The following is a 14339-nucleotide window of genomic DNA, read 5'->3' as shown; positions in this document are numbered from 1 at the left end:
AAAGAACACCAGGTGTTTCGCGTTCAGCCTTCATTCGGCGTCAGGCCCGCGAGCGCCGGTCGATCAGTTGCAAAATCATCGGCGTGAAGATGAGTTGCATCGCAAGGCCCATCTTGCCGCCGGGCACGACGATCACGTTGGGGCGCGACATGAACGAGTCGTGCAGCATGGTGAGCAGATACTGGAAGTCGATGCCCTTGGGCCGCGCGAAGCGGATCACCACGAAGCTCTCGTCGGGCTGCGGAATCTCTCGCGCGATAAACGGGTTCGACGTATCCACGGTCGGCACGCGCTGGAAATTCACATGCGTGCGGGAAAACTGCGGACAGATGTAGTTCACGTAATCCGGCATGCGCCGCAAGATCGTATCGACCACCGCCTCGTGCGAATAGCCGCGCAGGGTCTGATCGCGATGCAGCTTCTGAATCCATTCGAGGTTGATGATCGGCACGACGCCGATCAGCAGATCCGCGTGCCGCGCGATGTCGATGCGCTCCGTCACCGCCGCGCCATGCAGGCCTTCGTAGAACATCAGATCGGTGTCGGGCGTCACGTCTTCCCATGGCGTGAAGGTGCCGGCGTCCTGCTTGTAGAGGCGCGTTTCCGCTTCGTCGTGCACGTAATGACGGAACTTGCCCGCGCCGCTTTCGCCGTAACTGGCGAAGAGCGCCTCCAGTTCCTCGAGCAGATTCGCCTCCGGTCCGAAATGGCTAAAGTTCGCCACGCCATCGCGCTCGTGCTGCTTCATCGCTTCGCGCATGCCGCTTCTGTCGTAACGATGAAACGCGTCGCCTTCCACAGTCTGCGCGTTGATCTTTTCGCGCCTGAAAATATGGGTAAAACTCTTCATCACGGTCGTGGTGCCGGCGCCGCTCGAACCGGTCACCGCGATGATCGGGTGTTTGACTGACATGCGCTTGTCTCCGGATAAGGGTGTTCTGATCGGCCGCTTGTCGTGCGTGCGGGTTTCGTGCGGCTACGCCGTGAAGCCCGGCAGAAAAAGCGAGCGTCGGCCAAAAAGCGGCGACGTGAAGGGTTGGTCTTCGCCACGGTCATATTCGCCGTGATAGCGGCCAATGCGCTCCACTTCGTTGCGCGAGCCGAGAATCACCGGCACGCGGCCATGCAGCGCGTGCGGCACGACATCGAGAATGCGCTCGCGGCCTGTAATCGACAGGCCGCCCGCCTGCTCGACGAGAAAGCTCATCGGATTGGCCTCGTACAGAAGACGCAGACGCCCTTCCATGGTTGGCGTCTTCGAGTCGCGCGGATACATGAACACGCCGCCGCGCATCAGGATGCGATGCACTTCCGCCACCATCGAAGCGATCCAGCGCATGTTGAAGTCTTCCGTGCGGCAGCCGGTGCGGCCGTCCTTGCACTCCTGCACATAGCGGCGAACCGGCGGCTCCCAGAAGCGTTCGTTCGACGCGTTGATGGCGAACTCGACCGTGTCTTCGGGAATGCGGATATTCGAATGCGTGAGCACGAAGTTGCCGATGTCGCGCTCCAGCGTGAAGCCATGCGTGCCGTTGCCGACCGAAAGCACGAGCATCGTCGAGGGGCCGTAGACCGCGTAGCCCGCCGCGACCTGCTCGCGCCCTGGCCGCAGGAAGGCCGATTCGCCGACGGCGCCGCGCGAATCGGCGCCCACGTCGTCCACATTGCGCAGCACCGAGAAGATCGAGCCGACCACGCCGTTGATGTCGATATTCGACGAGCCGTCGAGCGGATCGAATGCGAGCAGATAATCGCCGCGCGGATAACCTGGCGGAATCGTGTAGACGCGCTCCATTTCCTCCGAGGCCATCGCGGCGAGTAGTCCGTCCCACTCGCATTGCTGCACGAAGATTTCGTTGCTGGCGACATCGAGCTTCTTCTGTTCCTCGCCATGCGTGTTGACGCTTTGCGCCGAGCCGTAATTGCCGCCGAGCGCGCCCTTGGTGAGCATCGCCGAGATCGACTTGATGGCGGCGGCCACGTCGATCAGGAGCGCGGAAAGGCCCGCGTTTTGCGCCGCTCCTGCCACGCAAGGCTGGCGGTCGAGGGTGTCGATCAGAAACTTCGAAAGGGTCGTGCGTCCGTCTTGCATGGCGATCTCCTGAGGTTGTTCTGCGTTAGCCTGGCGGCGCGGGCGGCGCTTCGTTTGGTGCTTCGTTTGGTGCTTCGGCTGATGCATCGTCTGATGCGTTGCCTGACGCATTGCCCGGCGCATGCCGCTCGGCGAACACGCGGCTCGCGCGAATGTCCTCGGCGGCGATCAGCGACAGCGCGGCTGCGTCGATCGGCGCGCCGCCATGCATCGCCGAGGCAAACAGACGATTGGCCTGGCGCAGCCGCGAGCGGTCGAGCGCGTTGCGCACGGAACGCGCGTTGGCGAAATTCGGCTGGCGGGTGCGCAGCGCGAGATAGTCCGCGAATGCGCGCCGCGAATCGGCGTCGAACCGGTAGTGCAGGGTCGCAAGCATGCGCTCGGCGATGTCGAGCAATTCCGCGTCGCCGTAATCGGGAAACGTGATGTGATGCGCGATGCGCGAGCGAAATCCCGGATTGCTCTCGAAGAACACCTCCATGCGCGACGCGTAGCCGGCGAGGATCACCACGAGATCGTCGCGCTGGTTTTCCATGGTCTGCAGCAGGATTTCGATCGCTTCCTGACCGTAGTCGCGCTCGTTTTCCGGACGGTACAGGTAGTACGCTTCGTCGATGAACAGCACGCCGCCCATCGCGCGCTTCAGCACGTCGCGCGTTTTCGGCGCGGTATGGCCGATGTACTGCCCGACCAGATCGTCGCGCGTCACCGAAACCAGATGATTGCGGCGAATGTAGCCGAGCCGGTGCAGAACCTCGGCCATGCGCAGCGCGACCGTGGTCTTGCCAGTGCCCGGATTGCCCGAGAAACACATATGCAGCGTCGGCGCGCCGCTCGCGAGACCGAGCGATTCGCGCGCGCGTTCGACGAGCAGATGCGCGGCGATCTCGCGAATGCGCGTCTTCACGGGCGCGAGGCCGACGAGATCGCGGTCGAGTTCGGCGAGCACGTCGCCGATCCCGGAGTCGCGATAGAGCGCGGCGAGATCGATATGCGGCGGCAGTGCGAGGTTCATGTCTCAGCGCTCCGCACCGTAGCGTTTGCCCGAGGGCCGGTCGCCCGCATAGCCCGCGAGCCCGTAGCGCTGCACACGCGCCTGCCCGTCCTGCCGCGTGAGACGGAAGCCCGGCTCCTCATCCGGCCGGTTGACGATGAACGACAGGCGCATCGTCTCGAAGCCGCGCACCGAATCGAACGCATTGACCTTGATGTAGTGATCCGGCCGCGCGGCGCGGCAGGCCTTCACTTCCTGCAACACGCCGGCTGCATCGTGCAAATCGAACATCGGCAAAGCCCACATTTCCCAATACGTGTTGCGCGGATGCGGGTCGTCGGTGAATTCGACGGAACAGGCCCAGCCCTGGCGCAGCGCATAGTCGATCTGCAAGCTGATTTCGTCGTCGGTCAATTCCGGCAGGAAAGAAAACGTGCCTTGTGTAATACGCATGACGTACCTCGTTTTTCATAGCAATGTTCGAAACGGCGCGCACAGTCTCACGCGCAGTGCCTATGCACTGCCGCGAGCCCGCATCGAAAATAATTGGACGCGCCGGCGCTCAGGCCAATGACTTACGCCGCCGTCGGCGTGGCCGCGAAATCCGGCGAATCGGTCGACGCGTAGTTGAAGGTCACGTCGCGCCAGGTGTCGAGCGCCTGCTTCAGCGGCCCGCACCAGCGCGCCGCCGCTTCGAGAATGTCCGGTCCTTCGTGAAGAATGTCGCGGCCCTCGTTGCGCGCCTTCACCATCGCTTCGAGCGCGACGCGGTTGGCCACCGCGCCCGCCTGAATGCCCGAAGGATGGCCGATGGTGCCGCCGCCGAACTGCAGGATCGCGTCGTCGCCGAACAGATCGAGCAGTTGATGCATCTGCCCCGCGTGAATGCCGCCCGAGGCCACTGGCATCACCTTGCGCAAACCGGCCCACGGCTGCTCGAAGAAAATGCCGCGCGACAGGTCCACATCGTTGCGCGCCTCGCGGCACACGTTGTAAAAGCCCTGCACGGTCAGCGGATCGCCTTCCAGTTTGCCGACCGCCGTGCCCGCGTGCGCATGGTCCACGCCCGCCATGCGCAGCCACTTGGCGATCACGCGAAACGAAATGCCGTGATTGCGCTGCCGTGTGTACGTGCTGTGTCCCGCGCGATGCAGGTGCAAAATCATGTCGTTTTTGCGGGCCCAGCGCGCCATCGACTGAATCGCGGTCCAGCCGATCACGAGGTCGATCATCACGATGCATGAACCCAGTTCCTTCGCGAATTCGGCGCGCTCATACATGTCCTCCATCGTGCCGGCCGTCACGTTCAGGTAGTGGCCTTTGACTTCGCCCGTTTCCGCTTGCGCGCGGTTCACCGCTTCCATCGAAAACAGAAAGCGGTCGCGCCAGTGCATGAAAGCCTGCGAGTTGATGTTCTCGTCGTCCTTCAGGAAATCGAGGCCGCCGCGCAAACCTTCGTAGACGACGCGGCCGTAGTTCTTGCCCGACAGCCCGAGCTTCGGCTTGACGGTGGCGCCGAGCAGCGGCCGGCCATACTTGTCGAGCCGCTCGCGTTCGACGACGATGCCGGTCGGCGGACCCTGAAAGGTCTTCAGGTAAGCAACCGGTATGCGCATGTCTTCGAGCCGCAGCGCCTTCAGCGGTTTGAAGCCGAACACATTGCCGATGATCGACGCCGTGAGGTTCGCGACCGAGCCCTCTTCGAAGAGATCCAGCTCATACGCGATGTACGCGAAATACTGCGGCTCGGCCGCGTTCGAAGCCGGCACCGGATCGACGCGGTAGGCCTTTGCGCGGTACATGTCGCACGCGGTGAGCCGGTCGGTCCACACCACGGTCCACGTGGCCGTCGACGATTCGCCGGCCACGGCCGCCGCCGCTTCTTCCGGTTCGACGCCCGGTTGCGGCGTGATGCGAAAGAGCGCAATGACGTCCGTGTCTTTCGGCGTGTAATCCGGTTGCCAGTAGCCCATCTCGCGATACTTCATGACGCCCGCGGCATAGCGCTCGCGAGGGTCGCCCGCGTTGCGCGGCTTGTGGAGGGACTCGATCACCGGTTGACTGAAATCGTTCATGACGTATCCTCGATGGTGGACAGGCGCGCTGCCGGAAGAACGAAGCGCTTGTGTGCACTGTAGGCAAGGACGTCATCGTTGAGAATTCACGATTTTATTTGGCAGACTTAATCGATCCGTTATCGATCGCACATCGCGGGGCGCGGTTTCAGAACATCGTCGTCATGGGCGCTCGCAAGGTGACACGCGCAGCAGGGTCTTTCGCGCGGCATGGAACACTTTGCTGCATTATCGGCACAGTGCGGCGAAGCACGCGCCGCATGAAACCGTGCGCCGGCGCTCCGGCACGGAGCTTGCGTGGCCCATTCTGCCTATGAAGCCCGGCGCTCTGCCGGGCCGACGGCGTAACGCTGTTATGAACCGATGGAGGAAGCACCTATGCAATGGACGACTCCGAGTTACACCGATATGCGTTTCGGTTTCGAAATCACGATGTATATCGCAACGCGTTAAGCCCGCATGGGCCGCATCGCGCGGCCCTCTGCGAACCGATGGTTAATCGTTAGCTAAATGGGCGGCCTTGGCGCTGCCAGGACGCGCGTTCCCATCCCATGATTCACGAAACGATCGTCACTACCGCCGCGTGCGATGGCCGTCCTCATATCGCGCCGATGGGAGCCCGTTACGAAGGCGAGTTTGTGATCCTCTCGCCGTTTCGTCCGTCCGTGACGCTCGACAATATCCTCGCCACGCGGGCAGCGGTGTTGAATTTCACCACCGATGTCCGCGTTTTCGCGGGCTGCGTCACGCATTGCGCGACCGACTGGCCGACGCAGGCGGCGAGCCGTGTGGCGAGCGTGAGACTCGCGCAATCGCTCGCGCATGCGGAACTCGAACTCGACGAATTGCGCGACGACAACGAGCGCCCCGTACTGCGCATGAAATGCGTGCACCGCGAAACGCATGCGCCGTTCGCGGGCTTCAACCGCGCGCAGGCCGCGGTAGTGGAAGGCTCGATTCTCGTGAGCCGGCTTTTCATGCTGCCTGCGGACAAGGTCGATCGCGAAATGGCGTATTTGCAGATCGCCATCGACAAAACCGCGGGCGACGCGGAACGCACCGCGTGGGGCTGGCTCACGTCAGCCATCGCGCGACATCGCGAGCGCAGCGCGACGCCGGGTGGCCGCGCCGCCTAGTGAGTTCGCCGGGTTCCCTCGTTCGTTTGCTTCATTCCACAGCCCGTCTTTCCCGTCCTTTTTCGGAGAACACGATGACCGCATTGCTCGCGAGCGTCCGCTCGAACGATGAAGCGTTGGACGCCGCCCGCGCCGGCGCGGATCTCATCGACCTGAAGGAGCCGAACGCGGGCGCGTTGGGCGGCGTATCGACCGGCGACATTGCGTGGATCGTCCGTGAGTTGCGCGCGCGTTATCCGGTCAAGCCGATCAGCGCGACGATCGGCGATGTGCCGTCCGATGCGCTCGATGAAATCGCCGCGCGCGTGATCGAAGTGAGCGACACGGGCGTCGATTATGTGAAGGTGGGCGTGACGGGCGGACCTGCAGCGCGGCGCTGCCTCGAACAACTCGCGAATCTGCCCGCCGCCGTGGTGCCGGTTTTGTTGTGCGATGGCGGCATAAGCGGCGGCATGCGCGGCGGCATGGACAGCGAGACAGTCGCTCACGCGGCGGCGCTCGGTTTCGTCGGCGTGATGTTCGACACGTGGGCGAAGGACGGCAGCACGCTATTCGATCATGTCGACACGAATACGCTCGCCGGATGGCTGCGGCTCACGCGCGCGCGAGGCGCGATGTGCGGCATTGCAGGCTCGCTCGGCGAAGCGCAGTTTGAACAGATTCGCGCGCTTGCGCCGGACGTGGCGGGTTTTCGCACGGCGTTGTGTGTGGATGGACGGCGCTCGCGGCTCGATCCGCGGCGCGTCGCGCAATGGGCCGAGGCGCTGCATCGGCGCTCGGGCGGCCTTCATGCCACGGACGTCGCGGCGGATTCTTTCGAAGCCGGCGCGGCCCGCGCCTGATGCAGGCGTGGATGCGCACGCGACGCATGCCGCGCAACCCCCCCTAGATTACCGGTGTATTCAGCAACCGGTCGCGCATCAGCTCGACATGGTCCTTGTTGAAAAGCTCGACCACGTAGTTGGCTTCGTTCACGTAATCCACAAAGCGCCGGTCCACCACGCCCGCGGCGGCGAGCGTCTCCAGCCGCTCGTTGCCCGCGATCGGGCATGACTTCACGACGATCAGGCGCTCGGCGTTGAGCATCGTCGAGAGCCAGGCGGCGAGGCTGTCGGAGGTGGTGTCCCAATTGCTCATCGCGTCGGGGGTGTCGCGCATCAGCGCTGTCGGCACCCACACGGCGACGTGCCCGTCGCGCAGCGCGCGGCGGATTTTCGCCTCGCTCGAAGCAAGCACCAGTTCGGGCAGGACGCCTTGCATGAGCAGCGCGTATTGCGTCATCGCGAGCAGACACATGTTGTGCGCGGCGAGGTCGTCGAAACTCCACTCGCTCTGGTATTGCCGCACCTTGTCGGCGAAATCGCCGCCGCCGGGCACGATCACGATGCGCCCGCCCCCTACCTCGCATAGCTCGATGAGCCATTGGCGCAGCGCCGGCTCGTGACTCAGGCTACCCCCGATCTTGACCACCCACATGATCGTTGTCCTCGTTTGCGATTGACCTCGTTTGCCTGGGCGCTTCTCCGCGAGCCCGTCTGTCTGTGTTGTGCGCCGGCCTCCTCCGGCAATGTTGGCTGCGGCGCTGCGCGTGCTTGCGTCGGCTTGCGTTCCTTCTCCATCACGCCGCTCGCGACGTGGCGTCGATGCTGTCGCCGTTCTCGCCTGCCTGCATGTCATGCGCCGCCGCGAGCAGCCCCACGGCGACACTCGGCGCGCACGTCGCCGCCCAATCCGCGCAATCCGCCTGCTCTCCGCGATCCGCCCGATCCGCCGCGCCGCCCGCCAGCGCGCCGAAGTCGATATAGCCGCGCGCCTCCTCGCGCGCGAGCGCCGCCACGAGGAAGCGTCCACAGCCCGCGCCGACGAGCGGCGCGACGGCGAGGCCAGGATGCGCCGCCGACACGCGCGTCAGATTCGCGCCGATCTCGCGCAGTTGCAGCGCGCGCCAACGCAGCGCGAATGCGCGCCATTCGGCGTCGCCCGCGTCGTGCGCATCGCGGCCGATCATCCGCGCGAGCCTGCGCCGGCTGGCCGCCTCCGTTTTCGGTCCCTGGTCGGCGCTCGGGTACAGGTCGTAGTGCGGCGCGAGTTCGCCCGTGAGACGATAAACGTCCGCCGTGGTCGCGAACCATTCGTTCATCACGTTGACAACGGCTCCGCCCGATTCGATGCGCTGCGCGATGCCGCACAGCGGCGTGCGCACAACACCCTGATACACGAGTTCGCCGGTTGCGAGCCGCCCCGCATCCGTCGATGCCCGCGCGACCACACGGCCGCCCACAATCGGAATGATGTCGGTCGTGGTGCTGCCGATGTCGATCAGAAGCGCGTCCGCCACGCGCGTCCCGACCCAGCGCGCGGTGGCCAGCCAGTTCGCCGACGCCACGCTGCGCCAGCCGTGCGCGCAATCGCGCGGCGCGAGCCAGCCGGCCTCGCCCGCATAGAACACGACGCGCGGCCCGAGCCGCCTCGCAAGCGCGGTGGTAATCGCGGCCACGCCATGCGCGCGGTCTTCGAAGAGATCGACCATTTCGCCGGTCATCGTGACCGCGTGGCGCGCCGCATCGGTCCGCGCGACGGGCCAGCGTTCGAACACGAGTTCGATGCTGCGCTCCAGATGGTCGAGTCCTTGCCACAAAGGGCACGCCCATTGCGCGACATCGCGCACGCCGCCGGCATCGCTCATCGACACCTTGACGTGCGCGCCGCCGACGTCCCAGCCGAACACCGGCGCGCCACGCGAGACGCTTGCGGGTCCACTCGCCACGCGCGGCGCGTTCATGGCCGCGCTCCGCACGCATCTTGCGCGGCGTAAGCGCTTGTCTCGCGCGCGCTCTGGCGGACCTGCACGCCATGCGCCGCCAGCAACGCAACCGCGAGATTGCCGCCGAGCGACGCCGAGAGTCCCGCGTAAGCCACCGTGAGGCGCGGATTGACTTCGATCACGACGGGCCCGCGCGACGGATGCCACACCACGTCGATGCCGGCAAAGCCGCGCAGTCCCGGCATCGCCTTCGCGACACGCTCCGCGAGCACGCGCAGCACCTGCCCCTGTGCGCTCGCCGTATCGATCTGATTGACCGTCACGCCGTCGAATTCGACGATGCCCGCGCAATGCCCCGGCGCCTTGCTGTCGGACAGGCCAATGCGTTGCCGGTTGATGCTCACGAGTTCGACGCGCTCGCCATCGCCGATCAGCGAAAGGCTCAGCGGCTCGCCGTCCACCCACGCCTGGAGCACCGGATGCCGCGCGGCCGCCGCGCGTGCTTCGTATTCGGCGCAAGCCGCCGTGAAGTCGTCGAACACGAAAGTGTCGAGGCCGCCCGCGCCGTCGTCCGGTTTCACGACCCAGCGGCCGGCCGCGTGAGCGAGCGGCTCGCCGGGCTCGATGGCCGGGGTCGTCGCGATGCCATGCGCCGCGAGACAGGCCGCGCTCGCGCTCTTGCTCGACGCGACGCGAATCGCTTCCTTCGCGCAACCGAGCCAGCGCGCCGCGCCGACCGCGTCGTAAAGATGCAGCAGCAAGCCGTCGCATTCGGGCGCGATGATGCATGCGTAATCGTGCTCACGCGCCACGCGCGCGACGAAGGCCGTCATCGATTCGCCGGGCGCGGCCATACAATGAGCGAGCGCGGGATCGACGGATTCGAAGCGCGAGCTTGCGAAGCTCACCTCGACGCCGTCGATCTCGCGCAGATCGGCGACGAGCGCATCGCGCATCACGCGGCCTTCTACAATCAGCGTGCTCAGATCGGCGAGGCTTGCCGCGCCGGCGAGCGCCGGGTCGATGCCGCCGCCGGTGAGATACTCGAAAACAAAGATCCTGGTCAAAGGAAGCGCCCCCACATGCAGGTGATACCGGTTCTCGATCTGCTCGACGGCCACGTGGTCCGCGCGGTGCGCGGCGAACGCACGGCCTATCGGCCCATCCGCTCGCCGCTCGCCGCCGCCGGCGAGCCGCTTCACATCGCCCGCGCGCTGCTTGCTGCGAGCGGCGCGCGCACGCTCTATATCGCCGACCTCGGCGCAATCCTTCAGCAGTGCCCTCACGTCGACACGCTTGCCGCGTTGCGTGCCTCGCTGCCCGGCATCGAGATCTGGCTCGACGCGGGCTTTACCGACTACCGGTCGATGCAGGCGCTGTTCGCGCGCATCGACGCAAGCGGCAAGATCGACGGCAAGCGCGACGGCAAGCGCGACGCCCTCGCGCGCCCGGCGACGCTCGTGCCGGTATTCGGCAGCGAGACGCTGCGCGACGCCGGCGCGCTGCAGGCCGCCGACACCGCCGGCCTGTCGCCCATCCTGTCCCTCGACCATCGCGCCGGCCAACTGCTCACCGCCGGCGCACGATCCGACACCTTCGACGCCGCGCACTTGAGCTGGCCGCGCCGGGTCATCGCGATGACGCTCGATCAGGTCGGCAGCTACGACGGCCCCGATCTCGCCACCTTCGAACGCATTCGTGCCGACGCGCCGCCTTATACCGACGTGATCGGCGCGGGCGGCATTCGTCATCGCGACGATCTGGCCGCTGCGGCGCAAACCGGCGCGAGCGCCTGGCTTGTCGCCTCCGCGCTGCACGACGGCCGGCTCGGCATGCCGCTCGCGGCATCGACGTAGGCGAGCCAAACAAGTTCCATGCCAATCGGCGAACGAGGGGTTCGGGTAAACAAACGCAAGCTTTATCGAGCCGCGCGTGACACTCTGCTCCAGATCGACACACAAATTGTGCGGCGCGCCGAATCGGAGCAGTGCGCGGCGGCACGGCCGAAGCAAGGTCGCGCGCGGCTCGCCATGCTTGCAGTCCTTTAAGCAGAAGGTTGGACAAGCGGTGCGCGGTTCGCCGTGCGGCTCGTAGCAAATGGCATGAAGTGGCGGCGCACGGTCGAATGTACCGGCATGGAGCTTGCTAAAAGTCGCCCCATGCATCCCTCGCCCACCGATCCGTCGACATCCAGCCCTTCGGGTGCGTCCAACGTGCCCGCCGCGTCGGCCGCGTCCGCGACGCGCCACTGGGTCTGCCCCTTCTGTCCGCTGCTGTGCGACGACCTCGCCGTCGAATCGCACGACGACGCCACGCTCTCCGTGCACGACACCGCGTGTCCTCGCCTCGCGCAAGCGCTCGCGTGTTACGGCGCCGCGGATGCGCAGTGCCGCGCGAGCGTCGATGGACACGATGTGGATCTCGACGCCGCGCTCGCACGTGCCGCGCGGATTCTGTCGTCAGCGCGTCGTCCGCTGTTCGGTGCGCTCGCAACCGATGTCGGCGGCGCGCGCGCGCTGTACACGCTAGCCGCAAGCTGCGGCGCGATCCTCGATCATGTGCATGGCGATGCGCTGAGCGCGGCCACGCACGCGTTGCAGGATCGCGGCTCGTTCTTCACGACGCTGTCCGAAGTGCGCGCGCGCGCCGACCTGCTGCTGTTCTTCGGCTGTCAGCCGTCGCGGCGTTATCCGCGCTTTTTCGCGCGCACGATCGAGGGCACATCGACGCCGCGCGAGTTGATGTTCATCGGCTGCGCGCCCGATCCGGCGGCGAACGTGCTGGCGAACGTGCGCGTCGATTCGATCCTGCCCGACGCCGATCCGTTCGATACGCTCGCGCTGTGGTCCGCCATCAGCGATGGCCGCGCGCCCAACGCATTGACCGACGACGCGCCGCACACAACCGCCGCGCTGCGAACGCTCGAAGCGCTGCAACAGCGCATCGCCTCGGCGCGTTACACCGTGCTCGTCTACGAGCCCGCTTCGTTGCCCGGCCCGCATGCCGCGTTGCTGATCGAAGCGCTGAACCGCATCGTCAAGGCGTCGAATCTGGCCGCGCGCGCGGGCTGCCTCGCGCTCGGCGGCGATGACGGCGCGTTGACAGTCAACCAGACCGTCACCTGGCTGTCGGGACTGCCGCTTCGCACGCGCGTGTCGACGCCCGCGCGCCTCGCGGGGACCGCGCCGCTCGACCACGATCCGTATCGCTATCGCACCGAGCGTCTCTTTGCCGGGCGCGAGATCGACGCGCTGCTGTGGGTCGCCAGTTTCGCGCCGCCCATGTGGCCGCGCGCGCTGCCCGATGATCTTCCGGCGATCGTGCTCGGTCATCCCGCGCTCGCGCAAGCCGCGCGCGAGCGCGGAGAGGGCACGGTGTTCATCCCTGTCGCGACGCCGGGCGTGGACAGCGGCGGCCATCTGTTTCGCGTCGATGGTTGCGTGGTGATGCCGCTCACCGCCGCGCGCGGGTCGGCGCTTTCGTCCACGCCGTCATCCACGCTTGCCGGCGTCGCGGCGATCGCGGCGCAACTTGCCGCGCGGGTGCAGCCATGACGCTGATCCGGCTCAAAGGCGGCACGCTCTACGATCCGGCCAACGGCGTGAACGGCGAGCGCCGCGACCTCGCGATGCGCGACGGCCGCATCGTCGATGTGCCCGCCGACGTGCTGGCCGACCGCGAATACGACGCCACCGGCATGATCGTGATGGCAGGCGGCATCGACATGCATTCGCATATTGGCGGCGGCAAGATGAATCTGTCGCGTCTCCTGCTGCCCGAGGATCATCGCAACGACCCAATACGCGACGCCGCGTATGAATCGGTGCAGGACGCGCACGGCCGTTATCTGCGGCTGCCTTCGTGCGGCGTGTGCACGCCCGGCACGCTCGCCACTGGCTACCGCTACGCCGAAATGGGCTACACCGCGGCGTTCGAACCGGCGATGATGCCGTCCAACGCGCGTCACACGCATCTGGAAATGGGCGACACGCCGATCATCGATCACGGCGCGTACGTGATGCTCGGCAACGACGAACTGTTCCTCCAGATGCTCGCCGCACGCGACGATTTCGAGCGCCTGCGCGATTACGTCGGCTGGACGATTCATGCAAGCAAGGCGCTCGGTGTGAAGGTGGTCAATCCGGGCGGCATTTCGGCCTTCAAGTTCAACCAGCGCTCGCTCGATGTGGACGAGCCGCACGCGCACTACGGCATCACGCCGCGCGACGTGCTCCGCACGCTGACGCGCGCGTTGACGGAGTTGCGCGTGCCGCATCCGCTGCATGTGCACGCGAGCAATCTCGGCGTGCCGGGCAATATCGATTCGACCATCGCGACGATGGACGCCGCCGACGGCCTGCCCGTTCATCTCACGCATATCCAGTTTCATAGCTATGGCGTCGAGGGGCCGCAAAAGTTTTCGTCGGGCGCGCGCCGCATTGCCGAGGCGGTGAATGCGCGGCCCAATGTTTCGATCGACGTCGGTCAGATCATTTTCGGGCAGACCGTCACGGCCTCCGGCGACACGATGATGCAGTTCCGCAACGCGCCGCTCGCGCGGCCGCACAAGTGGGTGGTCGGCGACATCGAATGCGATGCGGGCTGCGGCGTGGTGCCGTTCCGCTATCGCGAGCAAAGCTATGTGAACGCGTTGCAGTGGATCATCGGGCTCGAAATTTTTCTGCTCGTGGACGACCCGTGGCGCGTCGCGATGACCACCGATCATCCGAACGGCGGCCCGTTCACGAGTTATCCGCATCTGATCCGTCTTTTAATGGACAAATCGTTTCGCGACGAACAGCTCGCGAAGCTCAACGCCGACGCGCAAGTGGCCGCCGCGCTGCCGCAACTGACGCGCGAATTTTCGTTGTACGAGATCGCCGTCGTCACGCGCGCGGGACCGGCGCGCCTGCTCGGCCTGCGTGATCGCGGCCATCTGGGCGTGGGCGCGGCGGCGGACATCGCCGTGTATCGCGACGATCCGGATCGCGAGCGCATGTTCACGTCGCCCGCCTATGTATTCAAGGACGGCCAGCTCGTCGCGCGCGACGGCACGCTCGTCTCGACGCCGACAGGCGGCATCCACTACGTGTCGCCCGAATTCGACCGCGGCATCGAAAAGCGCGTGCGCGCCTATAGCGAAGCGAATCTCGCGAGCAACTTCGCGCACGCCGCGATCAGCGACGACGAAGCCTGTCACTGTTGCCGCGGCGGCAAGCTGTTGCCGGTCGCGTGTTTTGCGCAAGGCGAAGCCGGACTGCGCACAAGGTGAACCGCA

At 65.9% G+C, this 14339-nt stretch carries 14 protein-coding genes; 6 read left to right on the top strand and 8 right to left on the bottom strand.

The genetic code is table 11. The annotated features are described in order from the left end of the window. Positions 1-40: 40 nt before the first annotated feature. The 5 genes from VOM14_RS03110 to VOM14_RS03090 form a co-directional block, all read right to left on the bottom strand. On the bottom strand, positions 41-913 hold the full coding sequence (locus VOM14_RS03110; RefSeq protein ID WP_327627188.1) for a phosphoribulokinase: 873 nt from the start codon (positions 911-913) through the stop codon (positions 41-43). A 63-nt stretch (positions 914-976) separates the two neighbouring features. After that, a complete protein-coding gene (locus VOM14_RS03105; protein WP_327627187.1) occupies positions 977-2092 on the bottom strand; it encodes a class 1 fructose-bisphosphatase in 1116 nt (371 codons plus the stop codon). A 25-nt stretch (positions 2093-2117) separates the two neighbouring features. Then, entirely contained in the window at positions 2118-3107 is a 990-nt protein-coding gene (gene cbbX, locus VOM14_RS03100) for a CbbX protein (protein WP_327627186.1), read from the bottom strand. A gap of 3 nt (positions 3108-3110) precedes the next feature. After that, positions 3111-3539: a ribulose bisphosphate carboxylase small subunit gene (locus VOM14_RS03095; protein WP_327627185.1), complete on the bottom strand. Its 429-nt coding sequence runs from the start codon at positions 3537-3539 to the stop codon at positions 3111-3113. A gap of 122 nt (positions 3540-3661) precedes the next feature. After that, positions 3662-5161, bottom strand: coding sequence for a form I ribulose bisphosphate carboxylase large subunit (locus tag VOM14_RS03090; RefSeq protein WP_327627184.1), 1500 nt, complete (start codon positions 5159-5161; stop codon positions 3662-3664). A 378-nt stretch (positions 5162-5539) separates the two neighbouring features. On the opposite strand from VOM14_RS03090, the gene pqqA reads away from it, so the two are divergent. The 3 genes from pqqA to VOM14_RS03075 all read left to right on the top strand — a co-directional run bounded on the left by pqqA (position 5540) and on the right by VOM14_RS03075 (position 7139). After that, positions 5540-5614, top strand: coding sequence for a pyrroloquinoline quinone precursor peptide PqqA (gene pqqA, locus VOM14_RS03085; protein ID WP_013342881.1), 75 nt, complete (start codon positions 5540-5542; stop codon positions 5612-5614). Between the two features lie 98 nt (positions 5615-5712). Next, positions 5713-6297 carry a DUF447 domain-containing protein gene (locus VOM14_RS03080; protein ID WP_327627183.1) on the top strand — a complete coding sequence of 195 codons (585 nt, stop codon included), beginning with the start codon at positions 5713-5715 and terminating at the stop codon, positions 6295-6297. Positions 6298-6371: 74 nt separating this feature from the next. Next, a complete protein-coding gene (locus tag VOM14_RS03075) occupies positions 6372-7139 on the top strand; it encodes a (5-formylfuran-3-yl)methyl phosphate synthase (RefSeq protein WP_327627182.1) in 768 nt (255 codons plus the stop codon). Between the two features lie 43 nt (positions 7140-7182). Here the strand turns inward: VOM14_RS03075 and VOM14_RS03070 are convergent, their stop codons facing one another. From VOM14_RS03070 to VOM14_RS03060, 3 genes are all read right to left on the bottom strand, one after another. Further along, positions 7183-7773 (bottom strand): amino acid kinase family protein, encoded by a 591-nt coding sequence (locus VOM14_RS03070; protein WP_327627181.1) that lies wholly within the window; start codon positions 7771-7773, stop codon positions 7183-7185. Between the two features lie 142 nt (positions 7774-7915). Then, the gene (locus tag VOM14_RS03065) at positions 7916-9079 is read right to left on the bottom strand and encodes a hydantoinase/oxoprolinase family protein (RefSeq protein ID WP_327627180.1); all 1164 of its coding nucleotides are present in this window, start codon (positions 9077-9079) and stop codon (positions 7916-7918) included. Further along, positions 9076-10128, bottom strand: a complete 1053-nt coding sequence (locus VOM14_RS03060) for an ATP-grasp domain-containing protein (protein WP_327627179.1) — start codon at positions 10126-10128, stop codon at positions 9076-9078. Before VOM14_RS03060 ends, VOM14_RS03065 begins: the two co-directional genes overlap by 4 nt. Positions 10129-10143: 15 nt before the next feature. Between VOM14_RS03060 and VOM14_RS03055 the strand changes: the two genes are divergently transcribed. The 3 genes from VOM14_RS03055 (at position 10144) to VOM14_RS03045 (ending at position 14333) form a co-directional block, all read left to right on the top strand. Beyond that, positions 10144-10917, top strand: a complete 774-nt coding sequence (locus VOM14_RS03055; protein ID WP_327627178.1) for a HisA/HisF-related TIM barrel protein — start codon at positions 10144-10146, stop codon at positions 10915-10917. A 303-nt stretch (positions 10918-11220) separates the two neighbouring features. Further along, positions 11221-12615, top strand: coding sequence for a formylmethanofuran dehydrogenase (locus VOM14_RS03050; protein ID WP_327627177.1), 1395 nt, complete (start codon positions 11221-11223; stop codon positions 12613-12615). Then, positions 12612-14333, top strand: a complete 1722-nt coding sequence (locus VOM14_RS03045; RefSeq protein WP_327627176.1) for a formylmethanofuran dehydrogenase subunit A — start codon at positions 12612-12614, stop codon at positions 14331-14333. Before VOM14_RS03050 ends, VOM14_RS03045 begins: the two co-directional genes overlap by 4 nt. Positions 14334-14339 lie beyond the last annotated feature (6 nt).

It is taken from the genome of Paraburkholderia sp. MPAMCS5 (assembly GCF_036016995.1).
Classification (GTDB): Bacteria; Pseudomonadota; Gammaproteobacteria; order Burkholderiales; family Burkholderiaceae; genus Paraburkholderia.
Note: the sequence above shows the minus strand (reverse complement) of the source record. Positions and strands in the feature narration are given on the sequence as shown.

Coding starts and splice junctions, on each gene's coding strand:
- VOM14_RS03065 (WP_327627180.1), bottom strand. CDS start 9,079: ATGAACGCGCCGCGCGTGGCGAGTGGACCCGCAAGCGTCTCGCGTGGC.
- VOM14_RS03080 (WP_327627183.1), top strand. CDS start 5,713: ATGATTCACGAAACGATCGTCACTACCGCCGCGTGCGATGGCCGTCCT.
- VOM14_RS03070 (WP_327627181.1), bottom strand. CDS start 7,773: ATGTGGGTGGTCAAGATCGGGGGTAGCCTGAGTCACGAGCCGGCGCTG.
- VOM14_RS03090 (WP_327627184.1), bottom strand. CDS start 5,161: ATGAACGATTTCAGTCAACCGGTGATCGAGTCCCTCCACAAGCCGCGC.
- VOM14_RS03055 (WP_327627178.1), top strand. CDS start 10,144: ATGCAGGTGATACCGGTTCTCGATCTGCTCGACGGCCACGTGGTCCGC.
- VOM14_RS03110 (WP_327627188.1), bottom strand. CDS start 913: ATGTCAGTCAAACACCCGATCATCGCGGTGACCGGTTCGAGCGGCGCC.
- VOM14_RS03045 (WP_327627176.1), top strand. CDS start 12,612: ATGACGCTGATCCGGCTCAAAGGCGGCACGCTCTACGATCCGGCCAAC.
- VOM14_RS03105 (WP_327627187.1), bottom strand. CDS start 2,092: ATGCAAGACGGACGCACGACCCTTTCGAAGTTTCTGATCGACACCCTC.
- VOM14_RS03050 (WP_327627177.1), top strand. CDS start 11,221: ATGCATCCCTCGCCCACCGATCCGTCGACATCCAGCCCTTCGGGTGCG.
- cbbX (WP_327627186.1), bottom strand. CDS start 3,107: ATGAACCTCGCACTGCCGCCGCATATCGATCTCGCCGCGCTCTATCGC.
- VOM14_RS03075 (WP_327627182.1), top strand. CDS start 6,372: ATGACCGCATTGCTCGCGAGCGTCCGCTCGAACGATGAAGCGTTGGAC.
- VOM14_RS03095 (WP_327627185.1), bottom strand. CDS start 3,539: ATGCGTATTACACAAGGCACGTTTTCTTTCCTGCCGGAATTGACCGAC.